Annotated in this window: 21 protein-coding genes; 5 read left to right on the top strand and 16 right to left on the bottom strand. The window is 74.3% G+C overall.

Annotation, left to right across the window (positions count from 1 at the left end; genetic code table 11):
• Nucleotides 1-95: 95 nt before the first annotated feature.
• From BIV28_RS15400 to BIV28_RS15380, 5 genes are all read right to left on the bottom strand, one after another.
• Complete coding sequence (locus tag BIV28_RS15400; protein ID WP_076263281.1) at nt 96-1,295, bottom strand: MFS transporter; 1,200 nt, start codon at nt 1,293-1,295, stop codon at nt 96-98.
• Between the two features lie 192 nt (nt 1,296-1,487).
• A complete protein-coding gene (locus tag BIV28_RS15395) occupies nt 1,488-2,225 on the bottom strand; it encodes an enoyl-CoA hydratase-related protein (RefSeq protein ID WP_076263280.1) in 738 nt (245 codons plus the stop codon).
• Between the two features lie 29 nt (nt 2,226-2,254).
• Complete coding sequence (locus BIV28_RS15390) at nt 2,255-3,382, bottom strand: acyl-CoA dehydrogenase family protein (RefSeq protein WP_242653077.1); 1,128 nt, start codon at nt 3,380-3,382, stop codon at nt 2,255-2,257.
• Nucleotides 3,382-4,530, bottom strand: coding sequence for an acyl-CoA dehydrogenase family protein (locus BIV28_RS15385; RefSeq protein ID WP_076263278.1), 1,149 nt, complete (start codon nt 4,528-4,530; stop codon nt 3,382-3,384). Before BIV28_RS15385 ends, BIV28_RS15390 begins: the two co-directional genes overlap by 1 nt.
• Before the next feature lie 72 nt (nt 4,531-4,602).
• Nucleotides 4,603-5,874: an Nramp family divalent metal transporter gene (locus BIV28_RS15380; protein WP_076263370.1), complete on the bottom strand. Its 1,272-nt coding sequence runs from the start codon at nt 5,872-5,874 to the stop codon at nt 4,603-4,605.
• 115 nt (nt 5,875-5,989) lie between these two features.
• On the opposite strand from BIV28_RS15380, the gene BIV28_RS15375 reads away from it, so the two are divergent.
• Nucleotides 5,990-7,294: a M48 family metallopeptidase gene (locus BIV28_RS15375; RefSeq protein WP_207556021.1), complete on the top strand. Its 1,305-nt coding sequence runs from the start codon at nt 5,990-5,992 to the stop codon at nt 7,292-7,294.
• 22 nt (nt 7,295-7,316) lie between these two features.
• On the opposite strand, the gene BIV28_RS15370 is transcribed toward BIV28_RS15375, so the two are convergent.
• Nucleotides 7,317-8,822: a hypothetical protein gene (locus tag BIV28_RS15370; protein WP_076263275.1), complete on the bottom strand. Its 1,506-nt coding sequence runs from the start codon at nt 8,820-8,822 to the stop codon at nt 7,317-7,319.
• Between the two features lie 100 nt (nt 8,823-8,922).
• Between BIV28_RS15370 and BIV28_RS15365 the strand changes: the two genes are divergently transcribed.
• Both BIV28_RS15365 and BIV28_RS15360 read left to right on the top strand, forming a co-directional pair.
• Nucleotides 8,923-9,285 (top strand): TraR/DksA family transcriptional regulator, encoded by a 363-nt coding sequence (locus tag BIV28_RS15365; RefSeq protein WP_242653076.1) that lies wholly within the window; start codon nt 8,923-8,925, stop codon nt 9,283-9,285.
• 102 nt (nt 9,286-9,387) lie between these two features.
• Complete coding sequence (locus BIV28_RS15360; RefSeq protein WP_076263274.1) at nt 9,388-11,967, top strand: hypothetical protein; 2,580 nt, start codon at nt 9,388-9,390, stop codon at nt 11,965-11,967.
• 37 nt (nt 11,968-12,004) lie between these two features.
• On the opposite strand, the gene BIV28_RS15355 is transcribed toward BIV28_RS15360, so the two are convergent.
• Nucleotides 12,005-12,613 (bottom strand): TetR family transcriptional regulator, encoded by a 609-nt coding sequence (locus tag BIV28_RS15355; protein WP_076263272.1) that lies wholly within the window; start codon nt 12,611-12,613, stop codon nt 12,005-12,007.
• A 74-nt stretch (nt 12,614-12,687) separates the two neighbouring features.
• Here BIV28_RS15355 and BIV28_RS15350 point away from each other — a divergent pair, with 74 nt between their 5' ends.
• Nucleotides 12,688-14,811: an MDR family MFS transporter gene (locus BIV28_RS15350; RefSeq protein ID WP_076263367.1), complete on the top strand. Its 2,124-nt coding sequence runs from the start codon at nt 12,688-12,690 to the stop codon at nt 14,809-14,811.
• Between the two features lie 141 nt (nt 14,812-14,952).
• On the opposite strand, the gene BIV28_RS15345 is transcribed toward BIV28_RS15350, so the two are convergent.
• The 4 genes from BIV28_RS15345 to BIV28_RS15330 form a co-directional block, all read right to left on the bottom strand.
• Entirely contained in the window at nt 14,953-16,410 is a 1,458-nt protein-coding gene (locus BIV28_RS15345; RefSeq protein ID WP_076263271.1) for a dihydrolipoamide acetyltransferase family protein, read from the bottom strand.
• A gap of 19 nt (nt 16,411-16,429) precedes the next feature.
• Nucleotides 16,430-17,416, bottom strand: coding sequence for an alpha-ketoacid dehydrogenase subunit beta (locus BIV28_RS15340; RefSeq protein WP_076263269.1), 987 nt, complete (start codon nt 17,414-17,416; stop codon nt 16,430-16,432).
• Nucleotides 17,416-18,570 carry a pyruvate dehydrogenase (acetyl-transferring) E1 component subunit alpha gene (gene pdhA / locus BIV28_RS15335; RefSeq protein WP_076263268.1) on the bottom strand — a complete coding sequence of 385 codons (1,155 nt, stop codon included), beginning with the start codon at nt 18,568-18,570 and terminating at the stop codon, nt 17,416-17,418. Before pdhA ends, BIV28_RS15340 begins: the two co-directional genes overlap by 1 nt.
• Nucleotides 18,571-18,844: 274 nt before the next feature.
• On the bottom strand, nt 18,845-19,342 hold the full coding sequence (locus tag BIV28_RS15330) for a winged helix-turn-helix transcriptional regulator (protein WP_076263266.1): 498 nt from the start codon (nt 19,340-19,342) through the stop codon (nt 18,845-18,847).
• 90 nt (nt 19,343-19,432) lie between these two features.
• Here BIV28_RS15330 and BIV28_RS15325 point away from each other — a divergent pair, with 90 nt between their 5' ends.
• Nucleotides 19,433-19,957 (top strand): SRPBCC family protein, encoded by a 525-nt coding sequence (locus tag BIV28_RS15325; RefSeq protein WP_076263264.1) that lies wholly within the window; start codon nt 19,433-19,435, stop codon nt 19,955-19,957.
• A 63-nt stretch (nt 19,958-20,020) separates the two neighbouring features.
• Here BIV28_RS15325 and BIV28_RS15320 read toward each other — a convergent pair whose 3' ends face one another.
• The 5 genes from BIV28_RS15320 to BIV28_RS15300 form a co-directional block, all read right to left on the bottom strand.
• On the bottom strand, nt 20,021-21,412 hold the full coding sequence (locus BIV28_RS15320; protein WP_076263263.1) for an AAA family ATPase: 1,392 nt from the start codon (nt 21,410-21,412) through the stop codon (nt 20,021-20,023).
• A gap of 9 nt (nt 21,413-21,421) precedes the next feature.
• Nucleotides 21,422-21,877: a glyoxalase superfamily protein gene (locus BIV28_RS15315; RefSeq protein ID WP_076263261.1), complete on the bottom strand. Its 456-nt coding sequence runs from the start codon at nt 21,875-21,877 to the stop codon at nt 21,422-21,424.
• A 47-nt stretch (nt 21,878-21,924) separates the two neighbouring features.
• Nucleotides 21,925-22,566 (bottom strand): hypothetical protein, encoded by a 642-nt coding sequence (locus tag BIV28_RS15310; RefSeq protein ID WP_207556019.1) that lies wholly within the window; start codon nt 22,564-22,566, stop codon nt 21,925-21,927.
• Between the two features lie 127 nt (nt 22,567-22,693).
• Complete coding sequence (locus BIV28_RS15305) at nt 22,694-23,278, bottom strand: hypothetical protein (protein WP_076263258.1); 585 nt, start codon at nt 23,276-23,278, stop codon at nt 22,694-22,696.
• A 122-nt stretch (nt 23,279-23,400) separates the two neighbouring features.
• Nucleotides 23,401-24,948, bottom strand: a complete 1,548-nt coding sequence (locus BIV28_RS15300; RefSeq protein ID WP_076263256.1) for a hypothetical protein — start codon at nt 24,946-24,948, stop codon at nt 23,401-23,403.
• Nucleotides 24,949-24,977 lie beyond the last annotated feature (29 nt).

The following is a 24,977-nucleotide window of genomic DNA, read 5'->3' as shown; positions in this document are numbered from 1 at the left end:
GGCAGCCCATCGTGGCCTCTCGACGGTCGAGGGTGGGCGACGCGTCGGGCCGGGAGGACGCGTCGGGGCGCTGACGCGTCGGGCGGGGCGCCGCGTCAGCGGAGGTTGTGCAGCTCGCGACGGCTGAGGAAGGCGCGCGTGCCGAGGGCCATGACGAAGGCGAAGCCACCGGCGATGACGGCCACCCAGTAGCCGTGCTGGGCCCCGACCCGGTCGACGACGGCTCCGGAGACCGCCGAGCCGGCGGCGATGCCGATGATGAGGCCGGTCAGCACGATCGTCATGCCCTCGTTGAGCTGGGCCTTGGGCACGATGCGCTCGATGAGGTTCATCGTCGTGATGAGGGTCGGGGCGGTGGCCATGCCGGCGATGACCATGAGCCCGGCGAGCACCCACAGGTTAGGGGCGAAGAGCAGCGGCGCCTCGAGCACGCCCATGCCGAGGGTGCCGAGGATGAGCAGCTTGACGAGGTTGCGGCCGTGCGAGACGTGCCCGAAGACGAGGCCGGCCAGGCCCGAGCCGACGGCGTAGAGGGCGAGGATGGCGCCCGCCGTGCCCTTGGCGCCGTGGTCCTGGGCCACCGCGAGGGTGACCACCTCGTTGACGCCGAAGATCGCGCCGGTCATCACCATGATGAACGCGAGCGGGATGAGGCCCGGGTTGTGGTGGGCGTGCCCTTCCGGACGCTGGTGGTGCGGCACGACCGGGGGCTCGGTGGAGCGCGCCGAGATGAAGACGAGCACCCCGACGCCGTAGGCGATGGTGGCGACGACGAAGCCGGCCTCGGGGAACCAGGCGGACGCCAGCCAGATCGCCACGACCGGCCCGATGACGAACGTCAGCTCCTCCATGACCTGCTCGAACGACATCGCCGAGTGCAGCGAGCGGGGGTCGTGGGCGAAGATGTGCGTCCACCGGGCCCGGGCCATGGTGCCCATGTTCGGGATGGCCCCGCAGAGCGGGAAGGTGATGAAGAGGACCCACGAGGGCCAGCCCTTCATCGAGGCCACGATCGTCATGACCGCCCAGAAGCCCGAGAACAGGAAGAACGGGATGGCGATCCGCCGCTGCCCGTACCGGTCGACGAGGCGGCCGAGGAAGGGCGCGAAGAGCGCCAGGGCCACCATGCCGACGGCCACGACGGCGCCGGCCAGCTCGTAGGAGCCCGACCGGGCGGCGACCATGGCCACGACGGCGACACCGAACATCGAGCCCGCGGTGCGGGCGATCATCCCCCCTGTGATGAAGGTGCGGGCGCCCGGTACCTCGAAGAGAGGCCGGTAGGACGCGAGCACGGAACTCCTCCTCGGTGGGTGACGGCAACCTCGCCATCCTGCCACCAAGCGGACCGAGGTGCCGAAACGAGGTTGGACAGCCGCGCGGCGCGCGGCGGCCCGCGACGTGCCCCCGAGGAGAGCCCGAGGAGAGCCCGAGGAGAGCCCGAGGAGGACCCGAACCGGGCGGTTCGCGCGCGCTTCAGGCGTGGATCAGCGACCGTGGCGACGCCGCAGCGACCACATCTGGGGCGAGCGCTCGAGCTCGACCGAGACGTCCCACGGCAGGCCGCCGGGGGCCGTCTCGCGCCGGAAGCTGGCGACCGTGCGACGCGCCAGCGCGGGGTCGCGGGCGACGCGTCGGGCCATCGCGAGGGCCTGCTCCTCGACGTCGGCGTCGTCGTGCGCCGCCCACGCCAGGCCGAGCTCGACGGCGCGCTCGCCGTCGACCTCGGCGCCGAACAGGCCGAGCGCCGCGGCGGCCTCACGCCCGGCGACCCGGTTGAGCAGGGTGAAGTGCCCACCGCCGGGGTGGATGCCGATCTGGGCGAACCCGGGCAGCAGGCGCGCCGTGCGCGACACGATGCGCAGGTCGGTGGCGAGCGCGAGGTTGAGCCCCGCGCCGACCGCCGCGCCGCGCACGGCGGCCACCGTGGGCACGCCGATGCCGCCGACGGTCGTGAACGCCGCATAGACGGTCTCGAGGTTGCGGTAGGCGTCGTCCTCCACCGGGTCGGCACCGGTGTCGGCGAGGACGCTGCGCACGGCGCCGGCGCAGAAGTGCTCGCCGCCGGTGACGACGACGGCGCCGACCGACGCGTCGGCCTCGGCCGTGCGGGCGGCGTCGGCCAGCTCGACGGACATCTCGACCGACAGCGCGTTGCGGCGCTCCGGCGCGTCGAGGGTGATGAGGGCGACGCCCTCGGACACCTCGTAGCGGATCTCGGTCATCGGCGGGTCTCCTTCGGCGGCAGTGCAGTTCAGCTTCCGGCCCGGTCGGCGCTCTTGGCGCGGCCGGTCGTGACGAGGGTCCAGAGCCGGTCCCGGCCGGCGGACGTCGCCAGGGACGTGAGCGTCTCGTCCCACTCGTGCACCGAGCCGTACTCGCTGCGGCGGGCCAGGATCGGCTTGGTCAGGGTGTGCAGCTCGTGCTCGAGGGTGGTGCCGATGGCGCCGAGCACCTGGTGCGCGTTGCGCACGACGACCGAGGCTCCGTGCCCGACGCACGACTTGGCGACGCCGACGGCGAAGAGCATGCCGCGGTCCTGCCAGTCGGAGGCCGCGGCGCGGGCCACGGCGGCGTCGGTGGCGGCCCGGGCGAGCGCGGTCTCGGCGGCGATGTCGGACACGAGGTGCTGGACGGCCTGGAAGCGGCCGATCGGGCGGCCGAACTGGACGCGGTCGCGCACGTGGGTGAGCACGACGTCGAGGATCCGCTCCATCGCGCCGACCACCTGGGCCGATCGCGCGAGGGCGCCGCGGTGGTGGAACTGCTCGCCGATCCCGTGGGCCACGACGATGCCGTCCTCGAGGTCGAGCAGGTCGAACTCGACGGTGTCGCTCGGCTCGCCCGCGAGGTTGCGTCCCTCCTCGAGCCCGACGCGGTCGAGGGGCACGTCGGCGACCCGCCACTCGTCGCGGTCCTCCCACAGCGCGACGATGCGCGACGCGTCGCGCGCCCACGTGACGTTGAGGGCGACGCCGGAGGGGTCGGGGCGGCAGACCGTGCGGATGCCGCCGTCGTTGGGCAGCCCTGCGGCCTCGAGCAGCCACCCGCCGAGGACGTCGTGCTCGGCGACCGGCACCGGGGCACCCGCGGCGGCCGAGAGGCCGAGCAGCGCGGCGGCCTCGAGCCACCCGGCGCCGCTGCCGCCGGCGGACTCGCTGCCGGTCAGGCGCGTCAGGCCGAGGTCTTCCAGGGAGGCCCACAGGCCCCGGTCGAGGTCGACGGTGGCGCCCGGGGCCGGACGCGTGGCGCGGTAGTCGTCGAAGAGCTCGGTCAGCATCGCGACGACGTCGGGGTCGGCGGTGGACGGCGCGGCGAGGTGCGCGAATCCCCCTGCGCGACGGGCGTTCCCGGCGGCGTCGGACATCATCCCGTCGGACATCAGCGCATCCCCAGACCACGGGCCACGACGCCGCGCAGGATCTCGTTCGTGCCGCCGCGGAGCGTGAAGCCGGGGCGCTGGAGGATCGCGGCGTGCAGGAGGGTGTAGAGCTCCTCGTCCTCGACCCAGCCGGTGGCCGTCAGGAGGTCGACGAAGTCGGCGATGTCGCCCTCGGTCGTCGTGCCGAGCAGCTTGACGAGCGCGGCCGGCACGTCGGCCGGCTCGTGCGCCTCGAGGGCCGTCGACACCGAGAACGAGAGGTGGTGCAGGCCGGCGACGCGGGCCACGTTGCGGCCGAGCCCGGCGTCGGTCGGCAGGCCGCCGTCGCCCATCGCCTGGGCTGCGGTGGCGAGCAGCTGGAAGGTCGACAGGACGCGCTCGGGACCGCTGCGCTCGTAGGCGAGCTCGGAGCTGACCTGCCGCCACCCGTCGCCGACCTCGCCGAGGACCCGGTCGTCGGGGATGAAGACGCCGTCGAGGTGGACCTCGTTGAAGTGGTGGTCGCCGCCCATCGACAGGATCGGCCGGATGTGGACGTCGGGGTCGTGCAGGTCGACGATGACCTGGCTCAGACCGGCGTGCCGGTGCTCGGGGTCGAGGGGCGCGGTGCGGCACAGGGCGAAGAACGCGTCGGCCTCGTGGGCACCCGAGGTCCACACCTTGGTGCCCGTGACGCGCCAGCCGCCGTCGACCTTCTCGGCGCGGGTGCGCACGCTCGCGAGGTCCGAGCCGGAGTCGGGCTCGCTCATCCCGATGCCGAAGACGACGTGGCCGCTGCTGATCCGCGGCAGGAAGGCGCGCTTCTGCTCCTCGGTGCCGTAGCGCAGCAACGAGGGCCCGATTTGCCGCTCGGCGATCCAGTGCGCGGCGACGGGGGCGCCGACGACGAGCAGCTCCTCGGTGACGACGAAGCGCTCGAGGTAGGTGCGGCCCTGACCGCCGTACTCCGTCGGGATGACCATGCCGAGCCAGCCGCGGCGCCCGAGCTCGCGGGTGAACTCCCGGTCCCAGCGCGTCAGCCACGTGTCGACGTGCGGCACGAAGACGCCGGCGCGCACCTGCTCGGCGAGGAAGGCGCGCACCTCGAGACGCAGGTCGGTGAGCGCGGGCAGCTCGCGCACGCCGGGGGGCACGAGTCGGGTCGCCATGCTCACCTCCGTCGGTCGGGCCGGGTCAGGGGTCACTCTCCCACACGCTCACCGCCCCGCTCGGGCGGGTCGTCAGGCGCCGCTGACGACGAGGTACGCGCAGAGGCCGACGATGACGGCGGTGATGAGGGTGGCCGCGGCGGTCGTGACGCGGTGGTTGGCGAGGACGCCCATGAGGCGTCGGTCGCGGGTGAAGACGAGGAGCGGCACGAGGGTGCCCGGCAGCGCGAACGACAGGACGACCTGGCTCCAGACCAGCGCGTCGGTCGGCTCGACGCCGAGCCCGAGGATGACGAGGGCCGGCACGACCGCGAAGAGGCGGCGCAGCAGCGGGGAGATCGGCCGCCGTCCGAACCCCTGCATGACGACGTCGCCGGTCTGCACCCCGACGAGCGTCGAGGCCAGGCCGGAAGCGAGCAGCGCCACCGCCAGCATCGTGGCGGCGATGTCACCGGCGCTGGCGCCGAGCGCGGCGTAGGCCGTCTCGATGCTGGCGCCCGCGGTCGTCGGCAGGGCCGCGGCGAAGACGACGAGGCTGACGTTGGCGAAACCCGCGATCGTCATGGCGATGACGACGCTGTGCACGGTGCGGCGTCCGGACCGCAGCCGCTCGGCCTGGGAGGGGGCCGGCGCGCCGTCGTCGTGCCCTCGCGAGGCCGCCGAGTGGAAGTGGAGGGCGTGCGGCATGACCGTGGCACCGACGATGCCGACGGCGAGCAGCGCCGCCGACCCGTCGAGCGGGCCGGGGACGAGCGAGCGCAGCAGGCCGGCGCTGTCGACGTCGGCGACCGTCACCTGCCACACGAGCGAGCCGATGATGACGACGAGCAGCACGAGCACGACCGAGTCGAAGTGGCTGCGACCACGGACCTTGAGGGCGAGCACGACGAGGCTGAAGAGCGTGACGCACACGGCGCCGGCCATGAGCGGCATCCCGAAGAGCAGCCGCAGCGCAATGGCGCCGCCGACGATCTCGGCGAGGTCGGTCATGATGACGACGAGCTCGGCCTGCGCCCAGAGCAGCAGCCGCCCGACGCCGGGGAACCGCTCGGCGCTGTGCTCGGCGAGGCTCTTGCCGGTGACCATGCCGAGCTTGGCGGCGAGGTATTGGATGACCATGGCCGAGCAGCTGGCGAAGACGACGACCCAGACGAGGCCGTAGTCGTGCTCGGCGCCGGAGGTGATGTTGACGCCGAAGTTGCCCGGGTCGACGTAGGCGATCGCGGCGAGCAGCGCGGGCACGAGCGTGCGGGGCGCGCGCAGCGTGCCGCCGAGCCTGCGCTCGCCCCGGTCGGCGGCCCGGTCGGCGACCCGGCGCGGCTCCTGCGCCACCCGCTCGTTCATGAAGGACAGCATCGGGCCTCGCGCCTCGCCGCGCCAACTCCCGCCCGCCCCGAGACCGACACCACACGACACGCCAAGCCCCTGCGGCAGGCCCGGAACATCTACGCTGCGGCGCGTGACGACGACCGCGCCGGCGCCGACCGGTGAGAACTGTCCCGCGTGCTCGAACCCCGTGGTGGCGCTCGAGTGGTCGGAGACGCCGTGGTGCCCGAGCTGCCGATGGGGCCTGGACCACTACGACCCGGCGACCGTCCCGTGGCGCGGGAGCCGCTGGCTCGGGCGCTTCGGCTACGCCAAGGCGTTCCGGCTCGACGACGAGCTGCGCAGCACCCTCGCCGCGGATCCCGCTGCCGCGGGACGACGCTCGCGCGCCGAGCTCGTCCTCGTCGGCATCTCCGCCCTCATCGTGCTCGCGAGCCTCGCGTGCTTCGTGGGTGCCGTCCTCGTCTGGCGCACGGACTGGCTCATCCCGGTGCGGTTCGGCGTCTTCGTGGTGCTCGTGCTCCTCGGTGCGTTCCTCAGGCCGCGGTTCACGCGCGTCCCGAGACGGGACCTGCTCCGCGAGGGCGGTGCGCCCAACCTGCGCGAGCTCGTGCGCCGCATCGCGGACGAGGTCGGCACGCCGGCGCCCGACCTCGTCGTCATCTCCCCCGACACCCTCAACCTCGCTGTCGTTCGCACTGGGGTCCGCGGCCGCCCTGTCCTCGTCATCGGCCTGCCGCTGTGGCTGATGCTCTCACCGGCGATGCGCCAGGCCGTGCTGGCCCACGAGCTCGGGCACCTCGTCAACCGCGACCCGTTGCGCAACTCCCTCACCGGCCCGGCCCAGCGGATCTTCGCCGACGCGGTGGAGTGGACGGGCGGTCGGCACCCGTGGCGACGCCTGGGGCGCGACCTCGACCGGGCCGACCAGAGCGGGCTCGGCGTCATGGTCGTCCGGTTCCTGCTCGCGCTCGCCAACACCGTCTTCGCGACGATCCAGCTTGCGATCGACGCCGTCATCATGCCGGACCACCGCCGGGCCGAGTACGCCGCCGACCTCGTGGCCCGCGACGTCGCGGGCACGGCCGCGACCGTGGCCGCCCTCGACCGGCTCAACGTGCTGGGCGAGCTCACGGACGGCCTCGTGCACGACGTGGTCACACGGGGTCCGGCCGACTGGCTGGTGCTCGCCGACCGCCGAAGCGCCCTGCTGGCGGACCGTCGCGAGCTCCTGCGGCAGGCGACGCGCCGGTCGGTGGACCTCTGGGTGACCCACCCGCCGAGCGGGATGCGCGCCTCCCTCGTCGAGTCGCTCCCGGACGTGCCGGGCAGCCTCCCGGTCGACGCCGAGCTGTTCGCACGCATCGACACCGAGCTCGGGCTCTGGTACGACGAGTCGCACAAGGCCATCCTCGGGGCCCGCGAGTTCCTCGGCTGACCCGCGCCCGACCGGACGCGGGTCAGCGGGCGGACGCGAAGCCGAGCAGCGCCGCGATGCCGAGGGCGCTGCGCGGGTCGTAGGCGGAGGTCCACAGGCCCCCGTGCGCGGCGGCGTACGCCTCGTCCTGCCAGGGGTGGCCTTGGCTCGGCGACCCGGTGCGCAGGTCGTGCACGAGCAGCGCCGCCATGAGGGTGTTGGCCGTGCCGGGCTCGAACACCTCGATGCCGAACCGGTGCGCCCCGGCGTAGGCAGCGGCGAGCGCGCGGTTCTTGACGACGGACCGGGTGCGCGTGGGCGGCGCCACCTTGAACGACACGAGCCCGCCGCCGGCGCGGTGGGCCGTGGCCCTCCACCGCTGGAGCCGTTTGGCCAGAAGGTAGTTCGGCCCCTGCTGGAGCACGACGCTGTCGTTGATGCCGGGGTCCTGGCCGGGTACGTAGTTGCGACGCAGCAGCCGCCCACCGCTGACCGTGCGCAGCGGCACGCGGAGCAGCCTGGAGGTGCGGCGCTCTGCGTAGCTGCGCACCGACCGCTCGACGGCCTCGGCCGGGACCGCGAAGACGTCCGTCGGGGTGGCGAGGAAGGCGAGCGCGACGGCCTCGCGCCCCCGCTCCGCGACGACGCGCTCGGTCAGTGCGTCGACAGCGGTCGACACCCGCACGTTCGTGGCGCCGTCGGCGTACACGTAGTTGCCGACGACGAGCCGCTCCGGCGCCTCGAGCCCGGCGACCCACTCGGTGACGGCCGCGAGGTCGTGCACGAGGTCGCCACCGGCCCTGGCCGCCAGCGGGCCGTCGCCGACGCGGACCGGCACCGTCATCGTGCCGGCGAGCCGACGCGTGTCGCCGATCAGCCTGTCCCACAGGTCGTTCCGCGGGAGGTCGACAGCTGCGACGTTGGCTCCCCAGCGCAGCAGCGAGCGCAGCGGGCCCATCTCGGCCGCGGCCCCCAGGACGACGACGGTGTGGTCGCGCAGGTCGAGCCACTCCGGGTGGTCGAGGACGCGCCCGACCGCCTCCGCGCACGACGGCTCGACCGTCCCGGCCTCCACCCACGCGTCGAGCCGCCGGCGCAGGGCGTCGGCGGCCAGGCGCTCGCCGCCGTAGGGCAGCGAGAGGGCGCGCTCGGCCTCCCCCTCGCCGCGCAGCGTCTCCGAGCCGAGTGGCGTCGCGGGGCGCTCCGCGCCACCCGCACCATCGACGCCACCCGCGCCGAACGCGTCGGGCAGCGGGACGTCGCCTCCGGCCCCGGCCCAGCGCATCCGCGCGTGCAGCGAGGCCAGCCCGTCGCGAGCGATCCCGACGGCCGCGGCGTCGGACACGAGGCCGGCCTCGACCAGCCGGCGGAAGTGCGGCAGGTACCCCTGGCGCCAGCTCGTCTCGCGCTCGGCCGAGGCCGCGCCGACGGGGTCGTGCGCCCGCAGGGCATCGGCGACGACGGCCCGCCCGACGACCGTCGTGCTGCGCCGGCCGGTCGCCGGGTCGGACGGGAAGACCACACCACGCGGGGTGTCGGAGTCGCTCATGCGGCCATCCTGCCGGTGGCCGCGGCGCGTGTCCGCCCGGGACGGGACGAGTCACGACATATCGGGGACGATCGGGGGACGCGGGACCGACAATGGCGAGGTGGACGAGCTCACCACGACGCCCCGGCAGCTGCTCGCCGAGGACCTCGCCGCCACCGAGCAGCGGCTCGCCGACCTGCGCAGCGAGTTCACCCGCGTCGTCGACGGCGCGGAGGGCACCAACCCCGACGACGAGCACGACCCGGAGGGCTCGACCATCGCCTACGAGCGCACCCAGCTCGGCGCCCTCGTCGAGCAGGCCGAGCAGCACCTCGCCGAGATCGGTGCCGCCCTCGCCCGGGTGGCCGAGGGCACGTACGGGCGCTGCGAGGTCTGCGGCCGGCCGATCCCCGCGGCCCGGCTCGAGGCCAGGCCGACCGCGACGCGGTGCGTCGAGCACGTCGCCGCCCGCCGGCCGGCCTGACGCCCGCGCGAGCCTGACTGCCATGGCCCGGAACACCTCACGCTCTCGGCGAAACGCCCCCACCCGGGGGCGCCGTCTGCGACGCTGGTCCGCGGAGGTCGGATGAGCGAGCCGGGACGGTCGCGGCGAGATGCCGCGCACCTCGTCGTGCACCCCGGACACGGGATCCACGGCCGGGTCGAGGAGGTCGAGGCCCTCGTGGCAGCCCTCGACCCGGACGGCTCACGCCGCCTCGTGGTCCACGGCCCGCTCGGGGTCGGCACGTCGACGCTCGTGGCGGCCGCGGCCGAGCGGCTGCGCGACGCCTATGACGCGTCGGTGACGCTGGCCGTCCGTGGGGGGCCGGGTCTCCGGAGGGGCCTCGCCAGCCACCTCGGCGTGCTCGAGCCGTACGACGTCGACCGCCTCTGGGCCGCGGTCGGTGAGCGCCGACTGCTGCTCGTCGTCGACCCGCCCGACGGCTCCGGGCCGCACGCCCTGCTCGCCGAGCGCCAGCTCGTCCACGACGCCGACCGGCTCGTCGCCACGTGCCCGGGCCTCGCCGTCGTCATCATCGGGCGCCGCCCGGCCTCGTGGCCCGGCGCCCAGCAGGTCGCCGTACGCGCCTTCGACCCGCCGCGCGCGGGCGAGGACCCGGACGCGCTGCGCCGGCACCCCGCCGTCGCCCTCCTGCTCGACCGCGTCGCCCTCGTCGACGCGCACCTCGAACCGACCGACGACGTCGTCCGCGACGCCGCGGAGGTGTGCCGCGGCGTCGGTGGCCTGCCCCTCGCACTCGAGCTCGCCGCGGCGCGGGCCGGCGGCATCGGCATCCCGGGCGTCGCCGGGCTGCTGCGCGGCGGGTCCTCCCGCGTGTCGCTGCTGTCGATGCGGCGCACCGAACCGCGCGGCGTGCGCACCGCCCTTGAGCTGTCGTACGCGACGCTGTCGCCGGACGGCCAGGAGCTGCTGCGCGACGCGTCGACGCTGCGGGGGCCCTTCGACCTCGACGCCGCGTGCGCCGTGTCCGACCTGCCCCTGCCACGGCTCGTCGACGCCCTCGACACCCTCGTCGACCTGCACCTCGCCTCCTACGTCACCGGCGACGACGCGGCGCTCTCGGCCGCCCCGGCGGCCCCCGCCGCAGTGGCCTCGGGCGGCGCCCCACCGGCCCACCGGGCCCGGTTCGCCCTCGACCCCGTCGCGGCCGAGCTGGCCGCCGAGCTGCTCGACCAGACGGGCGAGGGCGGCGCCGTGCTCGACCGGCACGGCGCGCACCACGCCGCGCTGGCCCGCCGGGCGGCACTCGTCGCCGCGGACGCGCAGGAGCCCGAGGCCCTGGCGCTGCTCGAGCCGGTGTCGGCCGACCTCAGCGCGGCCCTGACGTGGCTGCGCGCCGGCCCCGACCACGCCGCGGCCCTGCGACTGGCCGTCGACCTCGCCCTGCTGAGCCGCACCGTCGGCGAGCGCGGCAACCTGCGCGGCGTGCTCGACGAGCTGCTCGGCGAGCTCGCCAACCAGCCCGTCGACGAAGGCCTGCTCGCCGACGCCGAGATCTGGTCGGGCACGCTGGCCCTCGAGGGGGCCGACGCCCTCGAACGCGTCGACGACGCCCTGCCACACATGCTCGCCGGCATCGACCGCGCCCGGCACACCACCGACCGGCTGCGGCTGCTGCGCGGCCTCGACGCCGTGGCGCGCACGGCGCCGCTGCACCGCAACACGATCCTCACCCACCGCTGCGTGGCCGAGGGCCTCGAGGTGGCCACGCACCTGCACCACGAGCGGTGGATCGCCCGCTTCGAGGCCCACCGCGCCGCGCTCCTGGGCCAGGGAGGCGACGCGGGGGGCGCGGCCCGACTCGGGCTCTCGGCCCTGCGGCGCGGTCGCGCCTCGGGGGACCGGCAGTCCGTCGTCGACGCCGGCATCCTGCTGCACACCCTGCCGCCGGGCATCGGGCTGCTCGGCGGGCGTGGCGCGTCGGGTCTGACGGACCCGGAGGTGCCGACGCTGCCGGAGCTGCTCGACGTGGCCACCGAGGCGGGTGACGCCGCGCCACGCTCGATCATCCTGGGCCAGCTCGCGAGCCGGGCCCTCACCGACGGTGATCTCGTGGGTGCGGCGCGGCTGACCCGGACCCGCCTCGAGCTCGTGTGGCGCCTGTCCGTGTGGACGACGGTCGCCTATTCCTACCTCCTCGCCTCGCGGCTGGCCGCCGCCCAGGGCGACCTCGTCTCCGCCGCCCGCTTCCACGGCATCGCCACCCCGGTCCTCCCGGTGCTGCTCGCCGGCCTCGCGCCGGGCAAGGGTGCCGCCTACCAGCGCTCGGTCGCCACCCTGCGCGAGCAGCTCGGGGCCGACGTCTTCGACCGCCAGGCGCTCGAGGGCTCGCTGCTCGACGAATCCGCCGCTCACGCCGAGGTGCTCGCCTACGTCAGCGCCGTCGCCGCCCGGGAGCCCGCCTCCCCCGCCGGGTCGGACGCGTCGACGCCTGGGGCCGCTCGCGGCGAGGTGCCCCTGTCGGCGGACGAGGTGGGGCTGCTCACCGCGCTCGGCTCGGGGCGCCCCCTCTCGGAGGTCGCCGCCGCGTCGGGGGTCGGGCTCGCCACGCTGACCGACGACGCCGCGGCGCTCTACGCGCGCCTGGGGCTGCACGGCCGCGCCGAGGCGGCCGCCGTCGCGGTGCGCAGCGGACTGGCCTGACGCGTCGATACCCTGACGCGGCGGATCCTGCTGCGGCTCAGGCGATCCCGGCGCCGATGAGGTCGAACGCGGCGTCGATGTTGCGCTCGAGACGCCCGCTGCCGCCGGCCTGCTGGTGCTCGATGCAGGCCCGCACGGCGGCGATGGCGACCGCGACCGTGACGCGCGGCTGGAGCGACTCGCCGGGCGCGAGGCCGAGCCGGCGCTCGAGGGCAGCGGTCAGGGCGTTCTCGATGCGGATGTTGTTGCCGACGAGGGCCGGGGCGAGCGAGGGCTCGCCGAGCAGGATGCGCCGGCGCTTGGCGCGCAGCTCGCGGTCGACCGACGCCGGGGCGAGCATGCCGGCGAGGATGCGGCGCAGCGAGTCGAGCGGCGTCTCGCCGTCGGTGACCTCCTCGAGCTGCTCGGCGTAGGACTCGAGCTCCTCGGCCGTCGTGCCGATGACGGCGGCCTCCTTGGAGGGGAAGTAGTTGAAGAAGGTGCGGGCGCTGACGCCGGCGCGGGTGGCGATCTCCTCGGTGGTGACCGCGGCGAAGCCCTTCTCCTCGACGAGCTCGAGGGCCGCGAGGTTGATGGCGCGGCGGGTCTCGCGCTTCTTGCGCTCGCGCAGGCCGCAGCCGTCGTCGGTCAGCGTGGTCGTGCTCATGTGCTCATGGTGTCACGTTCACTGCATGGACTGCAATTTTGCAGTGACTGCACATTCGGCGTACCGTGGTCGGCATGCCACAGACGACCCAGGGGGTAGCCACGAACTCCGCGACCGCCACAGCCGGCCCCGCCAAGCCCGCCGGCCTCGACCGCTCGACCCGCAACATCTTCATCGCGCTCATGCTCGGCATGCTCGTCGCGTCGATCAGCCAGACGATCGTCGGACCGGCGATGCCGCGCATCGTCGCCGAGCTCGGCGGCATCGACCACTACTCGTGGCTCGCCACCGCCGCGATGCTCGTCAGCGCCATCACCGTGCCAATCGTCGGCAAGATGAGCGACCTCTACGGCCGCCGCGGCTTCTACCTCGGCGGGCTCGTCGTCTTCATGGCCGGCTCGATCCTGTCCGGCTTCGCGCAGAACTTCTGGTGGCTCATCGCCGCCCGCGCCATCCAGGGTGCCGGCATGGGCACGCTGATGCCGCTGTCGCAGACGATCATCGGCGACATCATCCCCCCGCGTCAGCGCGGCAAGTACCAGGGCCTCATGGGCGGCGTCTTCGGCCTCGCCTCGATCCTCGGCCCGCTCGTCGGCGGCTTCGTCACCGACCACTGGGGCTGGCGCTACCTGTTCTTCATCACGCTGCCGGTCGGCGTCTTCGCGTTCTTCGGCATCAGCCGCTTCCTGCACCTCGAGCACACGCCGCGCGAGTCCGTCGTCGACAAGGCCGGCATCGCCGCGCTGTCGATGACTCTCATCCTCCTGCTCGTGCCCACCTCGCTCGGCGGCACGACCCTCGACTGGGGCTCCCCCGCCATCATCGGCATGTACGCCGCCGGCATCGTCATGCTCGGCGTCTTCATCGCGATCGAGCGCAAGGCCGTCGAGCCGGTGCTGCCGCTCCGCCTCTTCCGCAGCCCGCTCTTCACGCTCTCCAACATCGCGGCCTTCATGGTCTCGGTCATGATGTTCGGCGCGATGATCTACCTGCCGGTCTACGCCCAGGGCGTCCTCGGCGCGTCGGCCACCAACTCCGGCCTCATCCTCATGCCGATGTCGGTGGCGATGATCGGCCTGTCGATCCTCTCGGGCCTCGTCATCACCAAGACCGGCCGCTACAAGCTGCAGACGATCCTCGGCATCCTCATCATGGGCGTCGGCTTCTGGCTCCTGACCCAGCTGCACTACGGCTCGACCCAGACCGAGCTGACGCTGTCGATGATCGTCTTCGGCATCGGCCTCGGCATGGCCCTGCAGGTCTTCACCCTCATCATCCAGAACTCGGCCCAGCGCAAGGACCTCGGCGTCGCCACGGCGTCCACGCAGTTCTTCCGCAACGTCGGCTCGACCGTCGGCACGGCCGTGTTCGGCACCATCATGACGAGCGGCCTCGCCGGCAACATCGCCTCGCACCTGCCCGCCTCGGTCGTCCAGCAGATGCAGGCCTCGGGCCAGCAGGTCAGCGCCGGCTCGGTGCTCGACCCGTCGGCACTGTCGAAGCTGCCGCCGCAGATCGCCCACGGCGTCCAGCAGGGCCTGGCCGACTCGCTGCACACCGTGTTCGTCTGGGGTCTCGTGCCGTTCGCGCTCGCGCTGCTGGCCGCGCTCTTCATCAAGGAGCTGCCGCTGCGCGACACCGTCCACACGCCCGACGAGGCCGGCATCGAGATGCTCGACACGCTGTCGCAGTCGGCGCCCGACGACGAGCTCAAGGTGCCGCTCGGCCGCGAGGCCGGCAACACCCGCACCCACGAGCGTCTGCTCGGCCTGCGCCTCGCGCTCCTTGCCGACACCGCGCTGCGGGGCGACCGCCCCCTGCTGACGCGGGCCGTGCTCCGGCTCGGTGAGGGCGACCTCGACGCCGGTGCCGCGCTGCTGCACCGCACGGCCCGTATGCTCACGACCGAGGACCCGACGACCGCCGCCGACACCGAGCGGTTCGCCGTCGAGGTCGCGGCCCGCGCCAAGGCGGACGGCGGGGTCCTCGACGACGCCCTCAAGCGAGAGCTCGCCACGGCCATCGCCGAGCGCGACGCCCACGAGGTCATGACGACCGTCGAGCCGACCGTGGCCGAGCGGTACGAGGCCGTCGACGTGCGGATGCTCGAGCGGGTCGGTGACGACCTCACGGCCGCCTACCTCGTCGACCGCCAGCAGGCCCGACGCGTCGAGCAGGAGGCCGCCTCGGCCCGCTGACCCGCGCTACCCAGCACGCCACACGCAAACACACCGAGCAGTTGCCAACCCGTCCGGGTTATTCCAGTCGGAGTTGGCAACTGCTCGGTGTGTTGCGGGGTTCAAGCGGCAGGGGCGACGGCGGTCAGCCCCGGAAGGCGGTCAGCCCCAGACGAGGGCCTGGGCCGGGTCGGCCATGATCGCCGCGAGGTCGGACAGGAACCGCGATCCGAGCTCACCGTCGATGAGGCGGTGGTCGAAGCTGACGGCCAGCTGCGTCACGTGGCGCACCGCGATCTCGTCGTTGCCGTCGGCGTCGGTGACGACCCACGGCTGCTTGCGGATCGCGCCGAAGCAGACGATCGCCGACTCGCCGGGGTTGATGATCGGCGTGCCGCTGTCGACGCCGAAGACGCCGACGTTGGTGATCGTGATCGTGCCGCCGGACATCTCGGCCGGCTGGGTGCGACCCTCGCGGGCCGTCGCCGTGAGCTGTCCGATCGCCTGGGCGAGCTCGAGCATCGTCAGTGCGTGCGCGTCCTTGATGTTCGGCACGATGAGCCCCCGCGGCGTGGCCGCCGCGATGCCGAGGTTGACGTAGTTCTTCTGGACGATCTCCTGGGCGGCCTCGTCCCACGTGGCGTTCATGCCCGGGTTGCGCCGGATCGCGAGCGTCAGCGCCTTGGCGAGGACGAGCAGCGGCGTCACCTTGACGTCGCGGAAGTCGCGCTGGCCCTTGAGGCGCTCGACGAGCTCCATCGTCTTCGTGACGTCGATGGTGATCCACTCGGTGACGTGCGGCGCCGTGAACGCGGAGCCGACCATCGCCTGGGCCGTCATCTTGCGCACGCCCTTGATCGGGATGCGCGTCTCGCGCTCGCCCGCACCGAACGGCAGCGCCGGCGTCGACGCACCGGCAGCGGCCGGGGCCTCCTGGGCCGCAGCGCCGTTCATCGCGCCGGACGCGTGGGCGTTGACGTCGTCACGGGTGATGACACCCTCGGGACCCGAACCGGCGACGGTCCAGAGGTCGATGCCGAGGTCCTTGGCGAGCTTGCGCACCGGGGGCTTGGCCTTCGGCCGGCCCTCGCGCGCCACCGGGGCGGCGGGAGCCGGAGCCGGGGACTCGACGCGGGCGGCCGGGGCCACCGGCTCGGCGACGGGAGCCGCCGCCGCGACCTGCTCGGTCTCGGTCGGGGCCGAGGTGCGCGCGACCGGAGCCGCACCACCCGACGCGCCGGACGCGCCGGACGCCTTGCGCGGGCGGCGGGCCGTGGCGCCGGCCTTGGCGCCGTAGCCGACGAGGATCGCCTCGCCACCGGCCGGCTCGGCCGTCTCGCCGGGGATGCCCGGCGAGACGGGCGCCGGCTCCTCGGCCGTGCCGTCCTCGATCGTGATGATCGGGGTGCCGACGTCGATGGTCTGGCCGACCTCGACGAGGAGGTCCTTGACGGTGCCGGCCCACGGGATCGGCAGCTCGACGAGCGACTTGGCGGTCTCGATCTCGAGCACCATGTCGTTGACCTTGACGGCGTCGCCGGGCTTGACCCGCCATTCGACGATCTCGGCCTCGACGAGCCCCTCACCGGGGTCGGGGAGCTTGAACGTACGGATTGCCATGGAAGACAGTGCCTTTCGGTCAGTACGCGAGAGCGCGGTCGACGCCGTCGAGGATGCGGTCGAGATCGGGGAGGAACTCCTCCTCCATCCGGCTCGGCGGGTACGGGATGTTCGCACCGCCGACGCGCACGACCGGCGCCTCGAGCTCATAGAAGCACTGCTCGGTGACCTGGGCGGAGATCTCGGACGCCATGCCGAGGAACGTGCTCGCCTCGTGGACGACGACGAGACGGCCCGTCTTCCTCACCGACGCGACGACGGCGTCGATGGGCAGCGGCGAGAGCGAGCGCAGGTCGATGACCTCGATGCTCGTGCCCTCGGCCTCGGCCGCGGCGGCCGACTCGAGCATCGTCTTGACGACGGGGCCGTAGCCGACGAGCGTGACGTCGGTGCCCTCACGCAGCACGTTGGCCTCGAAGAGGCTGCGCGGCGCGGAGGTCGCGGCCGTGTCGTACTCGGCGCGGTCGTGGTAGCGACGCTTCGGCTCGAAGAAGATCACCGGGTCGTCGCACTCGATGGCCTGCTGGATCATCCAGTGGGCGTCCTCGGGGTTGCTGCACGCCACGGTGCGCAGGCCCGCGGTGTGGGCGAAGTAGGCCTCGGGGCTCTCGGAGTGGTGCTCGGGGCTGCCGATGCCGCCACCGAACGGGATGCGGATGACCATGGGGATCTTGACGGCGCCGAGGGCACGGGCGTGCATCTTGGCGACCTGGCAGACGATCTGGTCGAAGGCCGGGTAGACGAAGCCGTCGAACTGGATCTCGCACACGGGGCGGTAGCCGCGCAGGGCCATGCCGACCGCGGTGCCGACGATGCCGGACTCGGCGAGCGGGGAGTCGATGACGCGCTCCTCGCCGAAGTCCTTCTGCAGGCCCTCGGTGATGCGGAAGACGCCACCGAGCTTGCCGATGTCCTCACCGATGAGCACGACCTTGGGGTCGGCCTCCATGGCCTTGCGCAGGCCGTTGGTGATGCTCTTGCCGAGGGTGACCTTCTCGAGCGCCATCAGTTCGCCTCCTCGAAGCTCGCCTTGTAGGCAAGGTAGGCGGCACGCTCCGCCTCCATGACGGGGTGGTCCTCGGCGTAGACGTGGTCCCACATCGTGCTGCCGGCCATCGTCTCCATCGAGATGCAGCCCTCGCGCAGCTCGGCGGCGAAGGAGTCGGCCTCGGTGTCGACGCGGGCGAAGAACTCGTCGTCGGCCATGCCCTCGTGGGCCAGGTAGGTCTTGAGGCGCAGGATCGGGTCGCGGAACTTCCACTCCTCGACCTCGGCCGACACGCGGTACTTCGTCGGGTCGTCGGCGGTGGTGTGCGCGCCCATGCGGTAGGTGAAGGCCTCGATGAGCAGCGGGCCGTTGCCGTTGCGGGCCTCGTCGAGGCAGTGCTGCGTGACCGCGTAGGTCGCGAGGATGTCGTTGCCGTCGACGCGGACACCCGGGAAGCCGAAGCCGCGGGCGCGCTGGAACAGCGGGATGCGGGTCTGCTTCTCGACGGGCTCGGAGATGGCCCACTGGTTGTTCTGGCAGAAGAACACGACGGGGGCGTCGAACGAGGCCGCATAGACGAACGCCTCGTTGACGTCGCCCTGCGACGACGCACCGTCACCGAAGTAGCAGATGACCGCGGTGTCGCGGTCGGGGTCGCCGGTGCCGACGTTGCCGTCCATCCGCACGCCCATCGCGTAGCCGGTGGCGTGCAGCGCCTGGGCCCCGATGACGATCGTGTAGAGGTGGAAGTTGTTCTCCTTGGGGTCCCACCCGCCCTGGCTGACGCCGCGGAAGAGCTGCAGCGAGCTCTGCGGGTCCATGCCGCGCACGAAGCCGACGCCGTGCTCGCGGTAGGTGGGGAAGACGAAGTCGTGCGGCCTGAGCGCACGGCCGGAGCCGACCTGGGCGGCCTCCTGCCCGAGCAGGCTCGGCCACAGGCCGAGCTCACCCTGGCGCTGCAGTGCGTAGCCCTCGGCGTCGAGGCGACGGATGAGGACGAGGTCGCGGTAGAAGCTCCGCAGGTCCTCGGCTGTCAGGTCCGCGACGTACTTGTCGTAGTCGGGGTGGGACACACGCTGACCCTCCGGGGTCAGCAGCTGGATCATGTCCGGGCCGCCGTCGCCGACCGCGGGGGTCGGCTCCTGCAGCTCGGCGACAACCTTGTCGCTCACTGGGGCTCCTTCGCCGGAGCAAGGTCCGGCTTCGAATCGGGCCGCGTACGGGGGTCACCCGCCCGACGGCTGTGTCACACACGCCCGCCGAGGGTGACGGCGAACACATGCGGGTCTCCGATTCGAACCGTACCGGAGGGCCCTGCGAATCTCACAATGCGGGACGGTAGGCCCCCAGGCGTGGTCGGCACGGGGCCTCGCCGGGGTGGCTGACCCGGCCGCCGGACCCGGACCCCGACGCGTCAGCCACCCGACGCGTCAGCCACCCGACGCGTCAGCCACCCGACGCGTCGCGGCGGGGACGGCGTGCCGCGAGGTACTCGGCCGGCATCCCCGGCCCGATGGCCACGGCCACCTCGTCGGCGGGCACCGGCCCGTGCGTCGTGCACGTCGTCGTCGTGCTGACGGCGGCGCCGCAGCCGGCGTGCTCGTAGAGGATCGGCGGCTCGCCCGGCGCAGCCCAGCGGTCGCCCCACGCGGTCAGCGCCACGAGCGTCGGGGCGAGGTCGCGCCCCTTGTCGGTGAGCACGTACTCGCGCTGGGCGGCCGAACCGGCGACCTCGCGCCGCTCCATGAGGCCGGCCTCGACGAAGGCGTCGAGGCGGGCCTGCAGGACGTTCGTCGCGATGCCGAGGTTGTGCTGGAAGTCGGTGAAGCGCGTGACGCCGGCGAACAGGGCGTCGCGGACGATGAGCAGGCTCCACCGCTCGCCGACGAGCTCGAGGGCCCGCGCGATGGAGCACACCTGGGAGTCGTAGGTCCGTCCGAGCACGGGACCAGCCTAGCAAAGTGCTTGCATCATGAAAGTCGATGGCGTTAGCGTGACTTGCATCATGCAAGTCACTTCGGAAAGGGCAACACCATGGGCACCGACCTCACGATGAGCTTCACCGTCGAGCAGACCCCGCAGGCGGTCTTCGACGCCGTCACCGACGTGCGCAGCTGGTGGTCCGGCAGCATCGTCGGCGACACCACGACCCTCGGGGCCGAATGGGTCTACACGGTCCCCGACATCCACTTCACAAAGTTCCGCACGACCCGTCTCGACGCCGGCTCGCGCGTCGAGTGGCTCGTCCTCGACAGCCACCTCACCTTCCCCGAGGACAAGCAGGAGTGGACCGGCACGACGGTGCGCTTCGACATCACGTCGGAGCCGGCCGACCCCGACGCCGACCGGGCCGCCCGCACGCGGCTGACGTTCACGCACGTGGGGCTGCACGCGGGGCAGGAGTGCTTCGAGGTCTGTCGCACCGCTTGGGGCCAGTACGTGCTCGGCAGCCTCCGCGACCGGGTGCTCACCGGCGCCGGGGTGCCCGACGCGTTCAGCAACCAGGAGTCGCTCGAGGCCGCGCTCGCCGGCACGGCCGAGGTCCCGGTCGTCTCCTGAGCGCGGTGGGCGCCGCCGCGTCGCGCGGCCGGGAGGGGGCCGGGCGGGCGTCAGCGGCGGGCGTCAGCGGCGGGTGCCCCAGGCCCAGGGCGGCGTCGAGAGCAGGCCCTGGCCGACGACGGAGGTCTCGCCGAGGTCCTTGCCCAGGGTGACGACACGGGCCGGCGAGCCGAGCCCGACCGGGCGGTCGTCGTCGTCCTCGCCGTCGTCGTAGCCGTCGGGGTCGGCCCCCAGCTCGCGCACGAGCGCGGCCGAGTGCGACACGACCATGACCTGGGTGCGCTCGGACGCGCGTCGCACGAGCCGCGCGAGCGGCGGCACGAGGTCGGGGTGCAGGGAGGTCTCCGGCTCGTTGAGCACGAGCAGCGGCGGCGGGTCGACGGTGAGCAGCGCCGCGACGAGGAGCAGGTAGCGCAGGGTGCCGTCGGACAGCTCGGCCACTCCGAGCGGGCGCAGCATGCCCGGCTGGTGCAGCGCGAGGTCGAACCGCCCGGCGTCGACGGTGACGTCGAGGATCGCGCCGTCGAAGGCGTCGGCGACGGCGCGGTCGAGCTCGCCGCGGCCGTCCTCGCGGATCGTCTGGATCGCGGCGGCGAGGTCGCGGCCGTCGTCGGCGAGCACCGGGGTGCGGGTGCCGACCTGCGACTGGCGGGCCGGAGCGTGGGCGTCGGTGCGGAAGCCGTCGTAGAAGCGCCACCCGCGCACGAGCCGCCGGACGCGGAGCAGCTCGGGCGCCCGCTCCGGGTCGGCGAGCTCGGTGAGCATGCTCTCCCACGGGCGCAGCGATCGGGACAGCTCGGTCCACCCCGGGCGGGTCTCCCGGGGCGAGGCGCCCGATCCCGGGGGTGCCGCCCCCTTGTAGGCCGCCCGCCGCGAGCCGGCGCGCGACCCGGGCGCCTCGACGGGGTCGGACTCCCACTCGTCGTCGCCGCCCTCGCTCCACCCCGAGCCCCAGCCGTCGTCGGAGGCGCCGGCGGCGCGGGTCTCGACGACGCTCCAGCGCCGGCGCACGAGGACCGAGCCCGGCCGCATGACCGGCCCGGCCCAGACCACCTCGCGCTTGATCTCGGGGTCGCGCAGGAACGCCGACCCGCCGGACCCGTCACCGCCGGAGGCCTGTTGGGGCAGCCCGAGGTCGACGAGGTAGCCGAAGTCGTCGGAGGCGAAGCCGAGCTGGAGGCTGATCGGGCCCCGGCGCACCGTGCCCTGGACCGTGTGGCCGCGGCGCGCCCCGCCGAGCGTCGCCGGGCCGGCCCACAGCGCGGACTGCAGCCCACCCTCGCGCGCGAGCGTGCCGACGACGTCACCCCGCCCGCAGCCGGCGAGCAGCCGCAGCGCCCGGTAGAGGCTCGACTTGCCGCTGCCGTTGGGACCGGTGACGACGTCGAGGCCGTGCAGGGGCACGACGACGTCGCGGAGCGAGCGGTACCCGGCGACCGCGACCGCCGTCAGCACCTCGGCGCCTCAGGCGTCGGCGGCCGCGCCGTCGGGCTCGGACCCGCCGCCCGGCGCCTCGTCGCCCGGGTTGGTGCCGTCGCCACCGGCGCCGCGCGACCAGGCCGGCAGCTGCTGGAGGGTCCAGCGGTTGCCGTCGGGGTCGGCGAAGCGGACGAACCGGCCCCACGGCTGGTCGTCGACCTCGGAGGCGTCGACACCGCGGGCGACGAGCTCGGCGCGGGCCGCGTCGGCGTCGGCGATGACCACCTGGAGGTTGTCGAGGCTGCCGGGACCCATCTCGGTCAGGCCCTTGCCGAAGGCGATGGAGCAGGCCGACCCCGGCGGCGTCAGCTGCACGAAGCGCACCTCCTCGCTGACGGTCTGGTCGTGGTCGAGCACGAACCCGACCTGGTCGACGTAGAAGTCGCGGGCACGGTCGACGTCGGTCACCGGCACCATGACGAGCTCAAGCCTCATGTCCATGTGCCCACGCTAGGGCCGACCACCGACGCCGGGGCCCGACTGCGCCCTCAGTCCCGCGGGCCCGACGCGTCGCGGCCCCTCCGCCGGTCGGGCTCGGCCCGGGAGGGTCGGCGGCGCAGCTGCCACAGCATGAGCGTCAGGCCCGCCGACCACGCGGCCAGCGCGAGGATGCTCAGCCCGCCGGCCGGCGTCACCGTCGCGACGGGGAGCGCTCCGGCGTCGGTCCCGAGGGCCCCGAAGGCGACCTCGCGCGCGCCCGCGGAGACCCCGCCGAGGTAGAGCGACATGGCGAGGACGGTCACCGCCGCAGCGGCGCCGAGCCGCCCGCGCGACCGTGCCGACCACCAGAGGACGCCGGCCCCGACCCCCGCGACGACCGACGCGACGAGCAGCACCACTGCCACCGTGCTGTCCGGGGCGTCGCCGCCGTGCGGGGGCACCGACCCGAACCAGCCCCCTTGGGGTGCCCAGCGGACGCGTCCGGCGACCCACTGCTCGAAGAGCAGCTGCGCCGACGAGCCGGCCTGGCTCCACGTCACCCTCGTGGCCGGCAGGACGAGCGAGGGCACGACGAGCAGCGACCCGAGCGCGACGAGCGCCGCTGCGAACCCACGTCGACCGGGCAGCGGCCGCTCCCCCGCACTGCCGCCGTCCGGGCCCTCGCCCGCGTGACCGTCCCGTGTCGACACCCGGTCCTCCTCGTCGCATCCGATGGCCGCGCCACTGTCCCACGCCGACGCGTCACCGGACCGGTCGCCGCCCCGTCGGCGCGCCGTCGGCACACCGGGCGCGCCGGTGACCGACGCACCTGGGTCGTCAACGGCGCCCCGCGGACGGGTCGGTGGCAACGCGGCTCTCCTCGTCGCGGCGTCCCTCGGCCGCCCGGTCGCGCTCGACGCGCTCGAGGACCCCGCGCCCAGCCCTCGCCGCACCGCGGGCGAGCGGCGGGCTGAGGACGAGCAGGAGCGCGACGGCGAGCAGGACGCCCCCGGCGGACTCGAGGTGGCCCGCGGGCAGCGTCTGCGTCGTCAGGCCGGGCAGCAGGCTCCCGGACGCGTCGGTGCCGCCGACCCGTGCCGCCCACGACTGCGCGACGGTGGCGAGACCGGCCGCCGTGGCCGCGGCCCCGACGACCTCGCCGGTGCGACCGGGCACGACGAGCCACGTGACGACGCCGGCCACCGCCAGCGCCAGGACGACGCACAGGGTGACGAGGGCGACCACGTTGGAGGGTCCGGTCGCGGCGTCGTAGGTGGCGCCGTTCCCGGCGAGGCTGAGCTCGCGCCCCCACGACCACTGCTCGGTCCGAAGGACGCGGTGGAACTCCCCGACCTCGGCCGTCGTGAGCACGAGCGCCCGGGTCGGCCAGACGATCGGCGTCGCCGCGAGGAGCAGCCCCACGAGGGCGACGGCACCGGCTGGTGCGCGCCCGGGCACCGGACGCGGCCGCCGTCGCCGCCGCGCCGACGCGACCCCCGACGCGACCCCCGCCCCTCCCGGCTCGCGCGGACCTCCCGACGGCGTCATGACGCGTCCGGGTGACGTCGCCGGCCCAGGCCGCCCGGGTGGTCCGCGTGGCCGCCGTCGTCGCCATCGTCGCCGTCGTCGCTGAACCCGACGACGCGCGCCCCGGAGCCCGAGCGGTCGCCGGCGGGGAGGTCGCGCAGCGTCGCGACGCCGATGCGCGGGGCCGGCGCACCGGGCACCGATCCCGGCCGGTGGCCCGACGCGTCGCTGCCCGCGGCGCCGGACGCGTCGCCGAAGGCGTCGCCGAAGACGTCGGCAGGGGCGTCGTCGACCTCGCGCGAGTCCCGGAGCCGGACGACCCACGCGACGAGGCCGGGCCACGCGACCCGCAGCGTCGAGGCGGCCGGGCGGGCCACGACGAGGCCGAACGCGGCCAGCAGCGACGCGACCGACACCCACTGCAGCCACCCGGTCAGGTGCGTCTCGACCTCCATGAGCGGGTTGTCGCCGTAGAGGCCGGTGACGGTGTCGCCGACGCGCTGGGCAAGCGGTGCGCCCAGGCCGAGCAGGGCCCAGCCCAGGCCGGCGGCGCCGAGCACCCGACCGTCGACGCCGGCCCGCAGGGCGTAGGCCGCGCACGCGGCGAGGCCCACCACGATCGACGCGGCGAAGAGCGTCAGCGTGAACGGGTTGGACAGGTCGAACTGGCCGGCGTCGACCGTTGTCGTGTCGGCGTACCGGCCCCAGCTCCAGATCGACTGGCGGAAGTCGTAGCCCCCGGTGGGGCCCTCGCCCCGGACGCCGACGGAGTGCGTCGGCCAGAACAGCTGCGGCACCGCGAGCAGCGCCCCGGCCGCGCCGAGCGCAGCGACGAGAGCGCGTCCGGGCACGAGGCGGGGCAGGCGGCGCGGAGCGTCGGGCGGCGGCGCCTCGGCGTCGGCGACAACGGCGCCGGACAGGTCCGCGCCGTCGTCGGCGCGCGCGGACCCGGTCCCGGCGGCCACGCTGCCTGCGGGGTCGGCCACCACCTCGGCGGCCGCGCTGCCGGAAGCGTCGGGCACCGACCCGACCGGACGCCGGACGACCTCGCCGAGCGCCGAGGCCCGCACCCCCGCGAGCGCGGCCACCATCAGCACCAGGGCCACGACGAGCACGGCGGCAGCGGCGGTCTCCGCCGTGCCGGCGAGCGTCGAGGCGCCCTGCGCCGAGAGCCCGTGGACGTCGTCACGGACGGGGCGGCCCAACCGCTCCGAGACCGTGGTGACGAGCCGCCCGAGAAGCAGGGCGGCGGAGGCCGGCGCGACGACGCGGGCCCACGGCGCGTCGGACAGCAGGTGGGCGAGGACGGCCACGAGCGTCAGGCCCAGCAGGGCCACGAGCACCGCGAGCCCCCACGGGTTCCAGAGGTCCTGCACCACGGCGCCACCGGCGCCCAGCGACTGCGAGCGCCCCCAGCTCCACTCCCGCTGCTCGAGGACCGCGGCCCCGCTGTCGCTGGCGACGGTCGTCAGGTGCCACGTCGCGGCGAGCAGCGAGGGCACGGCGAGCGCGATCGCGAGGAGGGCAGCCGACGCCGCCGGCACGCGTTCGCGGTCCAGCGTCATGACGCCCTCCGATCACCGCGCGGCGGCGC

This window comes from Intrasporangium flavum (assembly GCF_001956915.1).
Taxonomy (GTDB): Bacteria; Actinomycetota; Actinomycetes; order Actinomycetales; family Dermatophilaceae; genus Monashia; species Monashia flava.
The sequence above is the reverse complement of the archived record's forward strand: the minus strand, read 5'-3'. Positions and strand labels throughout refer to the sequence as shown.

Bases quoted from the DNA above. Each gene is read 5' to 3' on its own strand.
- BIV28_RS15395 (WP_076263280.1), bottom strand. From the start codon at position 2,225: ATGACCGAGATCCGCTACGAGGTGTCCGAGGGCGTCGCCCTCATCACC.
- BIV28_RS15390 (WP_242653077.1), bottom strand. From the start codon at position 3,382: ATGTCCGACGGGATGATGTCCGACGCCGCCGGGAACGCCCGTCGCGCA.
- BIV28_RS15385 (WP_076263278.1), bottom strand. From the start codon at position 4,530: ATGGCGACCCGACTCGTGCCCCCCGGCGTGCGCGAGCTGCCCGCGCTC.
- BIV28_RS15380 (WP_076263370.1), bottom strand. From the start codon at position 5,874: ATGAACGAGCGGGTGGCGCAGGAGCCGCGCCGGGTCGCCGACCGGGCC.
- BIV28_RS15370 (WP_076263275.1), bottom strand. From the start codon at position 8,822: ATGAGCGACTCCGACACCCCGCGTGGTGTGGTCTTCCCGTCCGACCCG.
- BIV28_RS15360 (WP_076263274.1), top strand. From the start codon at position 9,388: ATGAGCGAGCCGGGACGGTCGCGGCGAGATGCCGCGCACCTCGTCGTG.
- BIV28_RS15355 (WP_076263272.1), bottom strand. From the start codon at position 12,613: ATGAGCACGACCACGCTGACCGACGACGGCTGCGGCCTGCGCGAGCGC.
- BIV28_RS15350 (WP_076263367.1), top strand. From the start codon at position 12,688: ATGCCACAGACGACCCAGGGGGTAGCCACGAACTCCGCGACCGCCACA.
- BIV28_RS15345 (WP_076263271.1), bottom strand. From the start codon at position 16,410: ATGGCAATCCGTACGTTCAAGCTCCCCGACCCCGGTGAGGGGCTCGTC.
- BIV28_RS15340 (WP_076263269.1), bottom strand. From the start codon at position 17,416: ATGGCGCTCGAGAAGGTCACCCTCGGCAAGAGCATCACCAACGGCCTG.
- BIV28_RS15325 (WP_076263264.1), top strand. From the start codon at position 19,433: ATGGGCACCGACCTCACGATGAGCTTCACCGTCGAGCAGACCCCGCAG.
- BIV28_RS15315 (WP_076263261.1), bottom strand. From the start codon at position 21,877: ATGGACATGAGGCTTGAGCTCGTCATGGTGCCGGTGACCGACGTCGAC.
- BIV28_RS15300 (WP_076263256.1), bottom strand. From the start codon at position 24,948: ATGACGCTGGACCGCGAACGCGTGCCGGCGGCGTCGGCTGCCCTCCTC.